At 66.7% G+C, this 15,319-nt stretch carries 27 protein-coding genes and 1 pseudogene; all 28 read right to left on the minus strand.

Translation table 11 applies throughout. From position 1 onward, the window contains the following. Window positions 1-5 precede the first annotated feature (5 nt). The 28 genes and pseudogenes from truA to rplB all read right to left on the minus strand — a co-directional run bounded on the left by truA (window position 6) and on the right by rplB (window position 15,316). Entirely contained in the window at window positions 6-860 is an 855-nt protein-coding gene (gene truA, locus LE181_RS22520; RefSeq protein WP_225663331.1) for a tRNA pseudouridine(38-40) synthase TruA, read from the minus strand. Between the two features lie 77 nt (window positions 861-937). Continuing rightward, window positions 938-1,402 carry a 50S ribosomal protein L17 gene (gene rplQ / locus LE181_RS22525; RefSeq protein ID WP_030368392.1) on the minus strand — a complete coding sequence of 155 codons (465 nt, stop codon included), beginning with the start codon at window positions 1,400-1,402 and terminating at the stop codon, window positions 938-940. Between the two features lie 163 nt (window positions 1,403-1,565). Then, on the minus strand, window positions 1,566-2,588 hold the full coding sequence (locus tag LE181_RS22530) for a DNA-directed RNA polymerase subunit alpha (protein WP_004946635.1): 1,023 nt from the start codon (window positions 2,586-2,588) through the stop codon (window positions 1,566-1,568). Window positions 2,589-2,718: 130 nt separating this feature from the next. Continuing rightward, window positions 2,719-3,123: a 30S ribosomal protein S11 gene (gene rpsK, locus LE181_RS22535; RefSeq protein ID WP_003948617.1), complete on the minus strand. Its 405-nt coding sequence runs from the start codon at window positions 3,121-3,123 to the stop codon at window positions 2,719-2,721. Window positions 3,124-3,191: 68 nt separating this feature from the next. Further along, window positions 3,192-3,572, minus strand: coding sequence for a 30S ribosomal protein S13 (rpsM, locus tag LE181_RS22540; protein ID WP_030368393.1), 381 nt, complete (start codon window positions 3,570-3,572; stop codon window positions 3,192-3,194). 192 nt (window positions 3,573-3,764) lie between these two features. After that, complete coding sequence (gene rpmJ, locus LE181_RS22545; protein WP_003956441.1) at window positions 3,765-3,878, minus strand: 50S ribosomal protein L36; 114 nt, start codon at window positions 3,876-3,878, stop codon at window positions 3,765-3,767. Window positions 3,879-3,937: 59 nt separating this feature from the next. Beyond that, window positions 3,938-4,159 (minus strand): translation initiation factor IF-1, encoded by a 222-nt coding sequence (infA, locus tag LE181_RS22550; protein WP_003956442.1) that lies wholly within the window; start codon window positions 4,157-4,159, stop codon window positions 3,938-3,940. Between the two features lie 140 nt (window positions 4,160-4,299). Next, window positions 4,300-4,410 (minus strand): annotated as a pseudogene (locus tag LE181_RS22555) (type I methionyl aminopeptidase); the annotation flags it as partial. A gap of 117 nt (window positions 4,411-4,527) precedes the next feature. Then, window positions 4,528-5,364: a type I methionyl aminopeptidase gene (map, locus tag LE181_RS22560; protein WP_225663332.1), complete on the minus strand. Its 837-nt coding sequence runs from the start codon at window positions 5,362-5,364 to the stop codon at window positions 4,528-4,530. 103 nt (window positions 5,365-5,467) lie between these two features. Continuing rightward, entirely contained in the window at window positions 5,468-6,121 is a 654-nt protein-coding gene (locus LE181_RS22565) for an adenylate kinase (protein ID WP_225663333.1), read from the minus strand. Further along, a complete protein-coding gene (gene secY, locus LE181_RS22570; RefSeq protein WP_225663334.1) occupies window positions 6,121-7,434 on the minus strand; it encodes a preprotein translocase subunit SecY in 1,314 nt (437 codons plus the stop codon). Before secY ends, LE181_RS22565 begins: the two co-directional genes overlap by 1 nt. 203 nt (window positions 7,435-7,637) lie before the next feature. Next, on the minus strand, window positions 7,638-8,093 hold the full coding sequence (rplO, locus tag LE181_RS22575) for a 50S ribosomal protein L15 (protein WP_225663335.1): 456 nt from the start codon (window positions 8,091-8,093) through the stop codon (window positions 7,638-7,640). A 1-nt stretch (window position 8,094) separates the two neighbouring features. Further along, complete coding sequence (gene rpmD, locus LE181_RS22580) at window positions 8,095-8,277, minus strand: 50S ribosomal protein L30 (protein WP_018558884.1); 183 nt, start codon at window positions 8,275-8,277, stop codon at window positions 8,095-8,097. After that, complete coding sequence (gene rpsE / locus LE181_RS22585) at window positions 8,277-8,879, minus strand: 30S ribosomal protein S5 (protein WP_190111585.1); 603 nt, start codon at window positions 8,877-8,879, stop codon at window positions 8,277-8,279. The genes rpmD and rpsE overlap by 1 nt, the downstream gene beginning before the upstream one ends. A gap of 46 nt (window positions 8,880-8,925) precedes the next feature. Further along, window positions 8,926-9,309, minus strand: coding sequence for a 50S ribosomal protein L18 (rplR, locus tag LE181_RS22590; RefSeq protein ID WP_179081375.1), 384 nt, complete (start codon window positions 9,307-9,309; stop codon window positions 8,926-8,928). A 3-nt stretch (window positions 9,310-9,312) separates the two neighbouring features. Beyond that, window positions 9,313-9,852, minus strand: coding sequence for a 50S ribosomal protein L6 (gene rplF / locus LE181_RS22595; protein WP_190111586.1), 540 nt, complete (start codon window positions 9,850-9,852; stop codon window positions 9,313-9,315). Between the two features lie 21 nt (window positions 9,853-9,873). Continuing rightward, window positions 9,874-10,272 carry a 30S ribosomal protein S8 gene (gene rpsH, locus LE181_RS22600; protein WP_058046822.1) on the minus strand — a complete coding sequence of 133 codons (399 nt, stop codon included), beginning with the start codon at window positions 10,270-10,272 and terminating at the stop codon, window positions 9,874-9,876. Between the two features lie 209 nt (window positions 10,273-10,481). After that, the gene (locus LE181_RS22605; protein WP_071964550.1) at window positions 10,482-10,667 is read right to left on the minus strand and encodes a type Z 30S ribosomal protein S14; all 186 of its coding nucleotides are present in this window, start codon (window positions 10,665-10,667) and stop codon (window positions 10,482-10,484) included. A 5-nt stretch (window positions 10,668-10,672) separates the two neighbouring features. Beyond that, window positions 10,673-11,233: a 50S ribosomal protein L5 gene (rplE, locus tag LE181_RS22610; protein ID WP_086567288.1), complete on the minus strand. Its 561-nt coding sequence runs from the start codon at window positions 11,231-11,233 to the stop codon at window positions 10,673-10,675. After that, window positions 11,233-11,556: a 50S ribosomal protein L24 gene (gene rplX, locus LE181_RS22615; RefSeq protein WP_030368405.1), complete on the minus strand. Its 324-nt coding sequence runs from the start codon at window positions 11,554-11,556 to the stop codon at window positions 11,233-11,235. The genes rplE and rplX overlap by 1 nt, the downstream gene beginning before the upstream one ends. A gap of 3 nt (window positions 11,557-11,559) precedes the next feature. Beyond that, the gene (rplN, locus tag LE181_RS22620; RefSeq protein ID WP_087927567.1) at window positions 11,560-11,928 is read right to left on the minus strand and encodes a 50S ribosomal protein L14; all 369 of its coding nucleotides are present in this window, start codon (window positions 11,926-11,928) and stop codon (window positions 11,560-11,562) included. Window positions 11,929-12,046: 118 nt separating this feature from the next. Further along, entirely contained in the window at window positions 12,047-12,328 is a 282-nt protein-coding gene (rpsQ, locus tag LE181_RS22625; RefSeq protein ID WP_019888756.1) for a 30S ribosomal protein S17, read from the minus strand. After that, window positions 12,328-12,552 carry a 50S ribosomal protein L29 gene (rpmC, locus tag LE181_RS22630; protein WP_030368408.1) on the minus strand — a complete coding sequence of 75 codons (225 nt, stop codon included), beginning with the start codon at window positions 12,550-12,552 and terminating at the stop codon, window positions 12,328-12,330. The genes rpsQ and rpmC overlap by 1 nt, the downstream gene beginning before the upstream one ends. Further along, window positions 12,552-12,971: a 50S ribosomal protein L16 gene (gene rplP / locus LE181_RS22635; RefSeq protein WP_106677952.1), complete on the minus strand. Its 420-nt coding sequence runs from the start codon at window positions 12,969-12,971 to the stop codon at window positions 12,552-12,554. The genes rpmC and rplP overlap by 1 nt, the downstream gene beginning before the upstream one ends. 5 nt (window positions 12,972-12,976) lie before the next feature. Next, window positions 12,977-13,795 carry a 30S ribosomal protein S3 gene (gene rpsC / locus LE181_RS22640; protein WP_071964543.1) on the minus strand — a complete coding sequence of 273 codons (819 nt, stop codon included), beginning with the start codon at window positions 13,793-13,795 and terminating at the stop codon, window positions 12,977-12,979. Next, entirely contained in the window at window positions 13,795-14,142 is a 348-nt protein-coding gene (gene rplV, locus LE181_RS22645; protein ID WP_030359020.1) for a 50S ribosomal protein L22, read from the minus strand. The genes rpsC and rplV overlap by 1 nt, the downstream gene beginning before the upstream one ends. 43 nt (window positions 14,143-14,185) lie before the next feature. Then, complete coding sequence (gene rpsS, locus LE181_RS22650; RefSeq protein WP_004950443.1) at window positions 14,186-14,467, minus strand: 30S ribosomal protein S19; 282 nt, start codon at window positions 14,465-14,467, stop codon at window positions 14,186-14,188. A gap of 12 nt (window positions 14,468-14,479) precedes the next feature. After that, window positions 14,480-15,316, minus strand: a complete 837-nt coding sequence (gene rplB, locus LE181_RS22655; protein ID WP_225663336.1) for a 50S ribosomal protein L2 — start codon at window positions 15,314-15,316, stop codon at window positions 14,480-14,482. Between the last annotated feature and the right edge of the window lie 3 nt (window positions 15,317-15,319).

Raw genomic sequence — 15,319 nt, forward strand, 5'->3', positions numbered from 1 at the left:
GGCCCTTAGCAGCAACCGGCTCCGGGCAGCGTCCGCTTGTTGCGGGCCGCCAGGTTCCGCGCCGCCAGCTCCGAGTCGGCCGGATACCCGACCTCCTCCAGCGTCAGCCCGTGCGGCCGCACCACGTGCACCGCCGAATCCCGCACGCCGGCCGCCAGCACCTTGCCCGGCCACTCCACCGGCCGGTGCCCGTCACCGACGAACAGCATCGCGCCCACCAGCGAGCGCACCATGTTGTGGCAGAACGCGTCCGCGCGCACGGTCGCCGTGATGACGCCGGAGGTGTCCCGCTCCCAGCTCAGCTGCTGGAGCGTACGGATCGTCGTCGCGCCCTCGCGCTTCTTGCAGTACGCGGCGAAGTCGTGCTCGCCGACCAGCTGCTGCGCCGCGGCGTTCATCGCGTCCACGTCCAACGGCCAGTCGTGCCACAGGACATGACCGCGCAACAGCGGGTCGACCCCACCGACGTGGTCGACGACCCGGTACGCGTAGCGCCGCCAGATCGCCGAGAAGCGCGCGTTGAAACCGGCCGGGGCCTCGGCGACCTTCCACACGCGGACGTCGTGCGACAGCCTCCCGGCCAGCCGGCGCAGCAGTTTGTCCTCGTGCTCGGCCCAAACCTCCGCCGGAAGATCGACATGGGCGACCTGGCCGCGCGCGTGCACCCCGGCGTCCGTACGGCCGGCGACCGTCAGCTCGTACGTCTCCTGGGACCGCGTCACGGTCCGGATCGCGCTCTCGATCTCGCCCTGGACCGTGCGCTGTCCCTCGCGCTGCTTGGCCCAGCCGGAGAAGTCCTTGCCGTCGTACGACAGGTCCAGCCGCACCCGGACGAAACCGGGCGCCACCTCGTCACTCACCGAGTGTTCCTCTCAGAAATGCGGGACGGGCCCGCCCCCGGAAGGGGCGGGCCCGTCACTGACACGCATCAGCGTCGTCAGGCGTCCTTCGACTCCTCGGCCGGAGCCTCGGCGGCGGCCTCGGACTCCTTGACCGCACGCTTGGTGGCGGCCTCGGCCTCGGCGACGGTCGCCTTCTTGGCGATCTCACCCTCGACCAGCTCGATCACAGCCATCGGGGCGTTGTCGCCACGACGGTTGCCGATCTTGGTGATGCGGGTGTAGCCACCCGGACGCTCGGCGAAGCGCGGCGCGATCTCGGTGAAGAGCACGTGCACGATGCCCTTGTCCGTGATCGTCTGCAGCACCTGGCGACGGTTGTGGATGTCGCCCTTCTTCGCCTTGGTGATCAGGCGCTCGGCGACCGGACGCAGGCGGCGGGCCTTGGCCTCGGTCGTCGTGATGCGGCCGTGCTCGAAGAGCGACTTGGCGAGGTTCGCCAGCATCAGCTTCTCGTGCGCGGCACCGCCGCCCAGACGGGCACCCTTGGTGGGACGCGGCATGGTGTTTCTCCTAGGTGTCTGCCCCGGCCGTATCAGGTACCGGAGTCAGTATCCGAGCGGGCGGTCGCCCGTCGGAGACCCCGCGCCCCCTGAGGGGCGCGGGGAACTGCGCGATCAGCCGAAGCGGACCCGCAGCCGAGATCGAGCCGTGAGGCCCGGGCTCTTAGTACTGCTCGGTCTCGACGAACCCGGCATCCGCGTCGTCGTCCGCACCAAAGGCGTCCGCGGCGGCGGTCGGGTCGAATCCGGGCGGGCTGTCCTTGAGGGCCAGGCCCATGCCGGCCAGCTTCGCCTTGACCTCGTCGATCGACTTCGCACCGAAGTTGCGGATGTCGAGCAGGTCGGCCTCGGAGCGGGCGACGAGCTCACCCACGGAGTGGATGCCCTCGCGCTTGAGGCAGTTGTACGACCGAACGGTGAGCTCAAGCTCCTCGATCGGCAGCGCCAGGTCGGCGGCCAGGGCGGCGTCCGTGGGGGACGGGCCCATGTCGATGCCCTCGGCGTCGATGTTGAGCTCGCGGGCCAGACCGAACAGCTCGACCAGGGTCTTACCGGCGGACGCCATGGCGTCGCGCGGGCGCATGGCCTGCTTGGTCTCGACGTCGACGATCAGCTTGTCGAAGTCGGTGCGCTGCTCGACACGGGTCGCCTCGACCTTGTAGGTGACCTTGAGGACCGGCGAGTAGATGGAGTCGACCGGGATGCGGCCGATCTCCTGGCCCACCTGCTTGTTCTGGACGGCGGAGACGTAGCCGCGACCGCGCTCGACGGTCAGCTCCATCTCCAGCTTGCCCTTGGCGTTCAGGGTCGCCAGGACCAGGTCGGGGTTGTGCACCTCGACGCCGGCCGGGGGGGCGATGTCAGCAGCGGTGACCAGGCCGGGACCCTGCTTGCGCAGGTACATCACGACCGGCTCGTCGTGCTCGGAGGAGACGACCAGCTGCTTGATGTTCAGGATGAGGTCGGTGACGTCCTCCTTGACGCCCGGCACGGTGGTGAACTCGTGCAGGACACCGTCGATGCGGATGGACGTGACCGCCGCACCCGGGATCGAGGAGAGGAGCGTACGACGCAGGGAGTTGCCGAGGGTGTAGCCGAAGCCCGGCTCCAGCGGCTCGATCACGAACCGCGAGCGGAACTCGTCGACGACCTCTTCGGTCAGCGAGGGGCGCTGAGCGATCAGCATGTTGCGAATCCTTCAGTCATGGACACCCACTATTTGATGTCCCGAGGTACTACAAGGGTACGGGCGGCACGGCTCCGAGGAGCCGTACCGCCCACACTCTCAAGGCAGCAGCCGTGCGAACGGCGCAGCGTCAGACGCGGCGGCGCTTCGGCGGACGGCAGCCGTTGTGCGGGGTGGGGGTGACGTCCTGGATGGAGCCAACCTCAAGACCGGTCGCCTGGAGCGAACGGATGGCGGTCTCGCGACCGGAGCCCGGGCCCTTGACGAAGACGTCAACCTTGCGCATGCCGTGCTCCTGCGCGCGGCGGGCGGCCGACTCGGCGGCCATCTGCGCGGCGAAGGGGGTGGACTTGCGCGAGCCCTTGAAGCCGACGTGGCCGGCGGAGGCCCAGGAGATCACGTTGCCCGTGGGGTCGGTGATCGAAACGATGGTGTTGTTGAACGTGCTCTTGATGTGCGCGTGGCCGTGAGCGACGTTCTTCTTTTCCTTGCGGCGCACCTTCTTGGCAGCGCCCTGACGACCCTTGGGGGGCATGTCTTACTCCTGATGGAGGGAGGTGGTCGGTCCTACAGCGAAGACCGCTGGTGAGCGTCCGCTGCGGACTACTTCTTGCCCGGCTTCTTCTTGCCGGCGATGGCGCGACGCGGGCCCTTGCGGGTACGGGCGTTCGTGCTGGTGCGCTGACCGTGGACGGGCAGGCCACGACGGTGACGCAGACCCTGGTAGCAGCCGATCTCGACCTTGCGGCGGATGTCGGCCTGGATCTCGCGACGGAGGTCACCCTCGGTCTTGAGGTTGGCGTCCACGTACTCGCGGATCTTGACCAGGTCCTCTTCGGGAAGGTCACGAACGCGGGTGTTCGGGTTCACACCGGTGGCGGCGAGAGTCGCCTGCGACTGGGTGCGGCCGATACCGAAGACGTAGGTGAGTGCAACCTCCACGCGCTTGTCGCGCGGGATGTCAACACCGGAAACGCGTGCCATTCAATGGCTCCAGTTGATTCTCGGGGGTCTTCCGCAGTGCCACTCCCGACCGCCGGCCCTTCCGTTCTGGAAGAGCGGTACGTCCGGGTCCCCGGCCCCCGCCGGAGGTGTCGCCAGCCTGGGCTGGACGGGCCCTGCGTATGTACGTATTGCTATGCGTCGCGCGAAGAAACTGCGAGTGCAGGTTCTGCGTCAGCCCTGGCGCTGCTTGTGGCGCAGGTTGTCGCAGATGACCATGACCCGGCCGTGGCGGCGGATCACCTTGCACTTGTCGCAGATCTTCTTGACGCTCGGCTTGACCTTCATGGGTGTGAGGTTCTCCGGGTCAGTGCCGGCGCCCCGCCGCAGCGGGGCGTCGACAAGATCTACTTGTAGCGGTAGACGATCCGGCCACGCGTGAGGTCGTACGGAGACAGCTCCACGACGACCCGGTCATCCGGGAGGATGCGGATGTAGTGCATCCGCATCTTGCCGCTGATGTGCGCGAGGACCTTGTGACCGTTCTGGAGCTCCACCTTGAACATGGCGTTCGGCAGAGACTCGATCACGGTGCCCTCAATCTCGATGGCACCTTGCTTCTTGGCCACGCTTCGCCTTTCGAATCGGCTACCTTGATCGACTCCCCCGTATGCACGCAGGCATGCGGATACACGAGAGCCGACGCATCAGTCTACGTCAGGGCAACCGGAAAGCCTAATCCAGGGTGCTTGCCCCGCCGTGGAGATCCTTACGCCAGCGGGTCCGGTGCCGCCGTCACGCCGTACTCCGCCAGCTTCGCGCGGCCACCGTCGACCGCCGTCAGCACCAGCGGGCCCTGCTCCGTCAGGGCGACGGAGTGCGCCACTCCTCCCGACGCCGCCCTCGCGGGCTCGGCGCCGGAGCGCCTCACAAGCTTCGGCCGGCTGCGCCGGACCCCGTCCGGCGAACCGGCGGCCGGACCGGTGGACGAACCACCTCAGGCCAGCGGGTCCGGTGCCGCCGTCACGCCGTACTCCGCCAGCTTCGCGCGGCCACCGTCGACCGCCGTCAGCACCAGCGGGCCCTGCTCCGTCAGGGCGACGGAGTGCTCCCAGTGGGAGGACCAGCTCTTGTCGTCGGTGAGGACCGTCCACTCGTCCGCCAGGACGTGGGTCTTCGCGGTGCCCAGGCTCACCATGGGCTCGATCGCGATGCAGAAGCCGGGGACCAGCTTCGGGCCCTTGCCGCGCTTGCGGGAGACGTAGTTCAGCAGGTGCGGGTCCATGTGCATCTCGGAGCCGATGCCGTGCCCGCCGTAGTCCTCGATGATCCCGTACTTGCCCGAGGCCGGGCGGGGCTGGCGGCGGATGTAGCCCTCGATGGCCTTGGAGATGTCGACCAGGCGGTTGCCGCTGCGCACGGCCGCGATGCCGGCCCACATCGACTCCTCGGTCACCCGCGAGAGCTCGACCAGCTCCGGAGCGTGACCGGTGCCCACGAAGGCCGTGAAGGCCGCGTCGCCGTGCCAGCCGTCCACGATGGCGCCGGCGTCGATGGAGATGATGTCGCCGTCCTTCAGGACGGTCTTCTCGTCCGGGATGCCGTGGACGACGACCTCGTTGACCGAGGTGCAGATCGTGGCGGGGAAGCCGCCGTAGCCGAGGAAGTTCGACTTCGCCCCGTGCTCGGCGATCACCTTCCGCGCGACCTCGTCCAGGTCCTTGGTCGTGGCGCCGGGGACGGCGGCCTCCCGGGTGGCCGCGTGGATGGCGGCGACGACCAGTCCCGCCTCGCGCATCTTCGCGATCTGCTCGGGGGTCTTGATCTCGACCATGGACTGCCTTCCTCGGTTCTGCGGTGGGCGCGCCCTCGGGCGCGTGGGAACAACACTACGGCCGCGATGCCCGTGGGGGCATCGCGGCCGTGTTCGGCGTGCGTCAGGCGCGCGCGGGGAGGGCCTCCATGGCCCTCTGGGTCACCTCGGCGACCTTGCCGAGCGCCGAGATCGTCACCACCAGGCCCTGGGCCTTGTAGTAGTCGATGATCGGCTCGGTCTCGCTGTGGTAGACCTCCAGCCGCTTGCGGACGGTCTCTTCGCTGTCGTCCTCGCGCTGGTACAGCTCGCCACCGCACGTGTCGCAGATGCCCTCCGTCGCCGGCGGGTTGTAGATCACGTGGAAGATGTGGCTGCTGTCCTTGCGGCACATCCGGCGGCCGGCGATCCGCTTGACGACCTCGTCCTCCGGGACCTCCAGGTCCAGGACGGCGTCGAGCCGCAGCCCGTCCGTCTTGAGGATCTCGTCCAGCGCCTCGGCCTGGGCCAGGTTGCGCGGGAAGCCGTCGAGCAGGAAGCCGCCGGCGGCGTCCGGCTGCTCCATGCGGTCCCGGGCCATCCCGATCGTGACCTCGTCCGGCACCAGCTGGCCGGCACGCATGTACTCCTGGGCCTTCTGGCCGAGCGGCGTGCCCTGGCTGATGTTCGCCCGGAAGAGGTCACCCGTCGAGATGTGCGGGATCGCGAGGTTCTTGGCGAGGTACGCGGCCTGCGTACCCTTGCCGGCGCCGGGCGGGCCGACGAGGACGATTCGCATCAGCGGAGGAACCCTTCGTAGTTGCGCTGCTGAAGCTGGCTCTCGATCTGCTTCACAGTCTCCAGACCGACACCCACGATGATCAGGATGCTGGTTCCCCCGAACGGGAAGTTCTGGTTCGCGTTGAGTGTGACCAGTGCCACCGTGGGCACCAGGGCGATCAGGCCCAGGTAGAGCGAGCCAGGCCACGTGATGCGGTTCAGCACGTAGCTCAGGTACTCCGCGGTGGGACGACCAGCCCGGATGCCCGGGATGAATCCACCATACTTCTTCATATTGTCGGCAACTTCTTCGGGGTTGAAGGAGATGGCGACGTAGAAGAAGGCGAAGAAAACGATCAGCAGGAAGTACGTGACCATGTAGATCGGGTGGTCGCCCTTGACCAGGTTGGCCTGGACCCAGTTGGCCCAGTCCGCCTTGGAGCCGGTGAACTGCACCAGCAGCGCCGGGATGTAGAGCAGCGACGAGGCGAAGATGACCGGGATCACACCGGCCTGGTTCACCTTCAGCGGGATGTAGGTGGACGTACCGCCGTAGGAACGGCGGCCGATCATGCGCTTCGCGTACTGGACCGGGATGCGGCGCTGGGCCTGCTCCACGAAGACGACCAGTGCGACCATCGCCAGACCGCAGAGGATCACCAGGCTGAACTCCAGCCAGCCGCCCATCAGCTTGCCCTGCATCTTGATCGCCCACAGGGCGCTCGGGAAGCCGGCCGCGATGGAGGTGAACATCAGGATCGACATGCCGTTGCCGATGCCGCGGTCGGTGATCAGCTCACCGAGCCACATGATGAGCGACGTGCCCGCGGTCATCGTGATGACCATGACGACCGTGGTGAAGATCGACTGGTTGGGCACGATCTGGTTGCCGACCGTGCAGTTGCCGAAGAGCGCACCACTGCGAGCGGTGGCCACGAGGCCGGTGCCCTGGAGCACCGCGAGCGCGACGGTCAGGTAGCGGGTGTACTGGGTGATCTTGGTCTGCCCGGACTGGCCCTCCTTCTTGAGGGCTTCCAGTCTCGGAATGACGACGGTGAGAAGCTGAAGGATGATGCTCGCCGTGATGTACGGCATGATCCCCAGCGCGAAGATCGTGATCTGCAGCAGCGCACCACCGCTGAACATGTTCACGAGGCCGAAAAGGCCCATCCCGCTCTTGGCCTGGTCCATGCACGTCTGGACGTTGCGGTAGTCGACGCCGGGCACGGGGACGTGGGCCCCCAGCCGGAAGAGGACCATGATGCCCAGCGTGAACAGCAGCTTCTTGCGCAGGTCGGGCGTCTTGAACGCCCGGGCGAACGCGGTGAGCACGGTGCCTCCTGCGCCCCCCACGTGGCTACGTGAGAGGTGACGGTCTTGAGGATCGACGAATACGTAGTCAGTCAAAATCCGCACGGACACAGGCCGCGCGGAGATTAGCAGTGCACGCCACCTTACCGGCGACCGTGCCCCCCTTGGAACGACCAACCGGGGATGCCCCTTTTGGGACATCCCCGGTTGTCAGATCAACGAGCTCAGATGAGCTCGGTGACGGTGCCGCCGGCGGCGGCAATCTTCTCCTGGGCGGAGGAGGAGACGGCGTCCACCGTCACCTGCAGCGCCACGGAGATCTCGCCCTGGCCAAGGACCTTGACGAGCTCGTTCTTGCGAACAGCGCCCTTGGCGACCAGGTCGGCCACCGTGACCTCGCCACCCTGCGGGTAGAGCGCGGCCAGCTTGTCCAGGTTCACGACCTGGAACTGCTTGTGGGCAGGGTTCTTGAAGCCCTTGAGCTTCGGGAGACGCATGTGGAGGGGCATCTGCCCACCCTCGAAGCGCTCCGGAACCTGGTAACGGGCCTTCGTGCCCTTGGTACCACGACCTGCGGTCTTACCCTTGGACGCCTCACCACGACCGACACGGGTCTTGGCGGTCTTGGCGCCCGGGGCAGGACGGAGGTTGTGGACCTTCAGCGGGTTCTGCTCCGCCATGTCAGTCGACCTCCTCAACCGTCACGAGGTGGCGGACGGTGTGCACCATGCCGCGGATCTCGGGACGGTCCTCCTTGACAACCACGTCGTTCAGGCGCTTGAGCCCGAGCGAACGAAGGGTGTCGCGGTGGTTCTGCTTGCTGCCGATGTAGGACTTAACCTGCGTGACCTTGAGGCGAGCCATTACGCACCAGCCCCTGCACGCGCCCGCAGCAGAGCGGCGGGAGCAACGTCCTCAAGCGGCAGACCACGACGGGCGGCGATCTCCTCGGGACGCTGCAGTCCCTGGAGGGCCTCCACCGTGGCGTGCACGATGTTGATCGGGTTCGACGAACCGAGCGACTTCGACAGGATGTCGTGGACGCCGGCGCACTCGAGCACCGCACGCACCGGGCCACCGGCGATAACACCGGTACCGGGGGTGGCGGGCTTGAGCAGGACGACACCGGCCGCCTTCTCGCCCTGGATCGGGTGGGGGATGGTGCCCTGGATACGGGGGACCTTGAAGAAGTTCTTCTTGGCCTCTTCCACGCCCTTGGCGATGGCAGCCGGAACTTCCTTGGCCTTGCCGTAACCGACACCGACCGTGCCGTCACCGTCGCCCACCACGACCAGCGCGGTGAAGCTGAAGCGGCGACCACCCTTGACAACCTTGGCGACGCGGTTGATCGCGACTACGCGCTCAACGTACGCGGTCTTCTCGGCGGCAGCGCCACCGTCGCGACCCTTCCGGTCCCGCCGCTCGCCGCCACCGGCACCGCTTCCGCGGCGCTGGGGTCCAGCCATTGGATTTACCTCTCTCTGTTACGTCCGCTAGCTCCGGAACCGGGGCTTAGAACTTCAGCCCGGCTTCGCGGGCGGCGTCCGCCAGAGCGGCAATGCGCCCGGCGTACTGGTTGCCACCGCGGTCGAACACGACGGCCTCGACACCGGCGGCCTTGGCACGCTCGGCCACCAGGGCGCCGACCTTCTTGGCCTGGGCGCTCTTGTCGCCCTCGCCACCACGGATCGACGCGTCCAGGTGCGACGCCGACGCCAGGGTGTGACCCTTGAGGTCGTCGATGACCTGAGCGGTGATACCGCGGTTGGAGCGCGTCACGACGAGACGCGGGCGCTCGGCCGTACCCGACATGTTCTTGCGGATGCGGATGTGGCGGCGCTGCTTGGCGGCGCGCTTGTAAGCATCGCCCTTGGCGATCTTCACACCGTATGCCATGGCTTACTTACCAGCCTTTCCGACCTTGCGGCGGATGACCTCGCCCGCGTACTTCACGCCCTTGGCCTTGTAGGGGTCGGGCTTGCGAAGCTTGCGGATGTTGGCGGCAACCTCGCCGACCTTCTGCTTGTCGATGCCCTCGACACTGAGCTTGGTGGGCGACTCGACCTTGAAGGTGATGCCCTCGGGGGCCTCGATCAGGATCGGGTGGCTGTAGCCCAGGGAGAACTCCAGGTTGGAGCCCTTCGCCTGGACGCGGTAACCGACACCGCTGATCTCAAGAGCCTTGCTGTAGCCCTGGGTCACGCCGGTGATCATGTTCGCCACCAGCGTGCGGGACAGGCCGTGCAGGGCCTTGTTCTGACGCTCGTCGTTGGGACGGGTGACGTTCAGAACGCCGTCCTCGCCCTTGGCGATCTCGATGGGCGCGGAGATGGTCAGGTTCAGGGTGCCCTTGGGACCCTTCACCTGCACGTCACGGCCATCGATGGTGACGTCCACACCAGCGGGAACCTGGATGGGCAGCTTGCCAATACGCGACATTAGCTTTTCCTCCGTTCCCGATTACCAGACGTAGGCGAGGACTTCCCCACCCACGCCCTTCTTGCTGGCCTGCTGGCCGGTCAGGAGACCGTGGGACGTGGAGATGATCGCCACGCCCAGGCCGCCGAGGACCTTCGGCAGGTTGGTGGACTTTGCGTAGACCCGGAGGCCCGGCTTCGAAATCCGCTTGATGCCCGCGATGGAGCGCTCACGGTTCGGACCGAACTTCAGGTCGATGACGAGGGACTTGCCGACCTCGGCGTCCTCGACCTTCCAGCCGGCGATGTAGCCCTCCTGCTGCAGGATCTCGGCGATGTGCGCCTTGATCTTGCTGTGGGGCATGGCCACGGAGTCGTGGTAAGCCGAGTTCGCGTTCCGCAGACGGGTCAGCATGTCTGCGATCGGATCGGTCATGGTCATGTTTGGCCTTCGGCCTCTCTCGCCGGGGTTTCCTATGTGCGCCATCCCTCTCCCCGAACTGAGTCGGAGCGGGTGCGGCGCGGGGACCTACGGCGTAGTAAGACGGTCATGGGCGGCGGGCGCCCAACCCTTCAACTCTACGCGAGTGAAGGACTGGGCCCCACCGTCCTTGATGCTTACCGAGAGCCCTGGTCAACCCAAGTGGGTTGTTACCAGGAGCTCTTGGTCACGCCCGGCAGCTCGCCACGGTGAGCCATCTCACGAAGGCACACGCGGCAGAGGCCGAACTTGCGGTACACGGAGTGCGGACGGCCGCAGCGGTTGCAGCGGGTGTACGCACGGACCGCGAACTTGGGCTTGCGCGCGGCCTTCGCGATCAGAGACTTCTTCGCCATCTCGGTCACGCCTCCTTGAAGGGGAAGCCGAGGTGACGGAGGAGGGCGCGGCCCTCGTCGTCGTTGGTCGCCGTGGTCACCACGGTGATGTCCATACCCCGGACACGGTCGATCTTGTCCTGGTCGATCTCGTGGAACATGACCTGCTCCGTGAGACCGAAGGTGTAGTTGCCCCGACCGTCGAACTGCTTCGGGGACAGACCACGGAAGTCGCGGATGCGCGGCAGCGCGAGCGACAGGGTGCGGTCCAGGAACTCCCACATGCGGTCGCCACGGAGGGTGACGTGGGCGCCGATCGGCTGGCCCTCACGCAGCTTGAACTGCGCGATGGACTTGCGAGCCTTGGTGACGGCGGGCTTCTGGCCGGTGATCGTGGTGAGGTCGCGGATGGCGCCCTCGATCAGCTTGGAGTCGCGGGCGGCGTCGCCCACACCCATGTTGACCACGATCTTGGTCAGGCCGGGAACCTGCATGATGTTCTCGTAGGAGAACTCCTCACGCAGCTTGCCGACGATCTCTTCGCGGTAGCGCAGCTTGAGACGCGGCGCGTTGGTGGTGGCAGTCATCAGATGTCCTCACCGGTGCGCTTGGCAACGCGGATCTTGTTGCCGTTCTCGTCGAAGCGGTAACCGACACGCGTGACGACCTTCTTGCCGTCCTTCTCCACGACGAGCTGAACGTTGCTCACGTGGATGGGGGCCTCGGTCGTGACGATGCCGCCGGTCTGCGAACCACGAGCGGTCTGGCCGGCCTTGGTGTGCTTCTTGACCCGGTTGACACCCTCGACGAGGACGCGGTTCTCGCTGGGCATGGCCACGATGACCTTGCCCTGCTTGCCCTTGTCCTTACCGGTGATGACCTGAACCAGGTCGCCCTTCTTGATCTTCATCGGTTACAGCACCTCCGGCGCGAGCGAGACGATCTTCATGAACTTCTTCTCGCGCAGCTCTCGGCCCACGGGGCCGAAGATACGGGTGCCGCGGGGGTCACCGTCGTTCTTGAGGATGACGGCCGCGTTCTCGTCGAAGCGGATGTACGAGCCGTCCGGACGGCGGCGCTCCTTGACGGTGCGAACGATGACGGCCTTGACGACGTCACCCTTCTTCACGTTGCCGCCGGGGATCGCGTCCTTCACGGTGGCGACGATGACGTCACCGATGCCCGCGTAGCGGCGACCCGAGCCACCGAGAACACGGATGCAAAGGATCTCCTTGGCACCAGTGTTGTCGGCGACGCGAAGTCGCGACTCCTGCTGGATCACGTCTATCTCCTGATCGTCTGCCGGTTCCCGGCGGGGGCCCCGCCGCTTCCTTCCGGAAGCGGCGGGAGCCCCGCGCCGAGCCTGGCGGAACTAGCCCGAGGGGAATTCCCCTCAGGAATTACTTGGCCTTCTCGAGGATCTCGACGACGCGCCAGCGCTTGGTCGCCGACAGCGGACGCGTCTCCATCAGGAGGACGCGGTCGCCGACGCCGGCAGCGTTCTGCTCGTCGTGCGCCTTGAGCTTGTTCGTACGGCGGATGACCTTGCCGTACAGGGCGTGCTTGACACGGTCCTCGACGGCGACGACGACGGTCTTGTCCATCTTGTCGCTGACGACGAGACCCTCACGGGTCTTGCGGAAACCGCGCTCGTTCGTCTCAGTCACATTCTTCTCGCTCATCAGGCGCTCTCCACCGTCTCGATGCCCAGCTCGCGCTCGCGCATCAGGGTGTAGATCCGGGCGATGTCCTTACGGACGGACTTGAGCCGACCGTGGTTCTCAAGCTGCCCGGTCGCCGCCTGGAAGCGGAGGTTGAACAGCTCTTCCTTGGCCTCACGGAGCTTCGCGACGAGGTCCTCGTCGTTCAGCTCACGCAGCTCGGTCGCCTTGATACCAGCGGCCATCACGACTCACCTGCCTCGCGCCGAACAATGCGGCACTTCATCGGAAGCTTGTGAGCGGCGCGGGTCAGCGCCTCACGAGCGACCTTTTCGTTCGGGAAAGACAGCTCGAACATCACCCGACCGGGCTTGACGTTCGCGATCCACCACTCCGGAGAACCCTTACCGGAACCCATGCGGGTCTCGGCCGGCTTCTTCGTCAGCGGACGGTCCGGGTAGATGTTGATCCACACCTTGCCGCCACGCTTGATGTGACGGGTCATGGCGATACGAGCGGACTCGATCTGCCGGTTCGTCACGTAGGCCGGGGTCAGGGCCTGGATGCCGTACTCACCGAAGGCGAGCTCGGTGCCACCCTTGGCCATGCCGTTCCGCTTGGGGTGGTGCTGCTTGCGGTGCTTGACCCTGCGAGGGATCAGCATGTCGGTCAGGCCTCCGTTCCGGTGGACTCAGCCGGAGCAGCGGTGGCCTCGGCCTTGGGGGCCTCGGCAGCCTGCTGCGGCTTGCGGCCGCGGCCGCCACGCTCGCCACCACGGCCACCACGGGCCGGGCGGTCGCCGGCGCCACGGGACGGGCGGTTGCCCGCACGCGCGGCAGCGTTCTCGGCGCGGACCTCGGCGATGTTCTTGACGTCGCCCTTGTAGATCCAGACCTTCACGCCGATGCGGCCGAAGGTGGTCTTGGCCTCGAAGAAGCCGTAGTCGACGTTCGCGCGGAGCGTGTGCAGGGGCACACGGCCCTCGCGGTAGAACTCCGAGCGGGACATCTCGGCGCCGCCGAGACGGCCACCGCACTGGATCTTGATGCCCTTGGCGCCGGCCTTCATCGTCGACTGCATGCTCTTACGCATGGCGCGACGGAAGGAGACGCGGGAGGACAGCTGCTCGGCGACGGCCTGGGCCACCAGCTGAGCGTCGACCTCGGGGTTCTTGACCTCGAGGATGTTCAGCTGGACCTGCTTGCCGGTCAGCTTCTCCAGCTCGCCACGGATGCGGTCGGCCTCGGCGCCACGGCGGCCGATGACGATGCCCGGGCGGGCGGTGTGGATGTCAACGCGGACGCGGTCGCGGGTGCGCTCGATCTCAACCTTCGAGATACCGGCGCGCTCCATGCCCTTCGTCATCATGCGACGAATGGCAACGTCTTCCTTGACGTAGTCCTTGTACAGCTTGTCGGCGTACCAACGCGACTTGAAGTCGGTGGTAATGCCGAGCCGGAACCCGTGCGGGTTAACCTTCTGGCCCATTACCGGGTTCCTTCCTTGCTGCTGACGACCACGGTGATGTGGCTGGTCCGCTTGCGGATCCGGTAGGCACGGCCCTGGGCACGCGGACGGAACCGCTTCAGGGTCGGGCCCTCGTCCACGAACGCCTCGCTGATGAACAGCGACGAAGCGTCCGTGTGGTCGTAGTTGTGCGCGGCGTTGGCAATGGCGCTGTCCAGCACCTTGCCCACCGGCACGCTCGCGGCCTGCGGGGCGAAACGCAGGACCGCCTGAGCCTCCGTGGCGTCCATGCCACGGATGAGGTCCACCACGCGGCGGGCCTTCATGGGCGTGACGCGGATGTACCGCGCCTGGGCCCTGGCTTCCATGGTTGTCCCTTCGGTGTCAGTCATAGTCGTTCACACCCCGCCTTTAGCGGCGCTTCGACTTGCGGTCGTCCTTGACGTGGCCGCGGAAGGTGCGGGTCGGCGAGAACTCGCCGAGCTTGTGGCCGACCATCGACTCGGTGACGAACACCGGGACGTGCGTCTTGCCGTTGTGCACCGCGAGCGTGTGGCCGAGCATGGCCGGCACGATCATGGAGCGACGGGACCAGGTCTTGATGACGTTCTTGGTACCGGCTTCGTTCTGAGCGTCCACCTTCTTGATGAGGTGTCCGTCGACGAAGGGTCCCTTCTTGAGACTACGCGGCATCTAAACCCGCTCCTAGCGCTTCTTGTTCGTCTTGCGGCGGCGGACGATGTACTTGTTGCTCGCCTTCTTGGGAGAACGAGTACGACCCTCCTTCTGACCCCACGGGGAGACCGGGTGGCGACCACCGGAGGTCTTGCCCTCACCACCACCGTGCGGGTGGTCAACCGGGTTCATCGCGACACCGCGGACGGTCGGGCGAACGCCCTTCCAGCGCATACGGCCGGCCTTGCCCCAGTTGATGTTCGACTGCTCGGCGTTGCCGACCTCGCCGACAGTGGCGCGGCAGCGGACGTCGACCAGGCGGACCTCGCCGGACGGCATGCGCAGGTGGGCGTAAGCGCCCTCCTTCGCCAGCAGCTGGACGGACGAACCGGCCGAGCGGGCGAACTTGGCGCCACCACCGGGACGGAGCTCGATCGCGTGGATCGTGGTACCGACCGGGATGTTGCGCAGCGGGAGGTTGTTGCCCGGCTTGATGTCGGCCGTGGGGCCGTTCTCAACCCGGTCGCCCTGGTTGAGCTTCGCCGGGGCGATGATGTAGCGCTTCTCGCCGTCTGCGTAGTGCAGGAGCGCGATGCGCGCGGTGCGGTTCGGGTCGTACTCGATGTGAGCGACCTTGGCCGGCACGCCGTCCTTGTCGTGACGACGGAAGTCGATCACGCGGTAGGCGCGCTTGTGGCCGCCACCCTGGTGGCGGACGGTCACGCGACCGGTGTTGTTACGGCCACCCTTGCTGTGCAGCGGGCGGACCAGCGACTTCTCCGGCGTGGACCGCGTGATCTCGACGAAGTCGGCGACGCTGGAGCCACGACGGCCCGGGGTCGTCGGCTTGTACTTGCGGATACCCATTTC

The organism is Streptomyces sichuanensis (assembly GCF_020328095.1).
Classification (GTDB): domain Bacteria; phylum Actinomycetota; class Actinomycetes; order Streptomycetales; family Streptomycetaceae; genus Streptomyces; species Streptomyces cinnamoneus.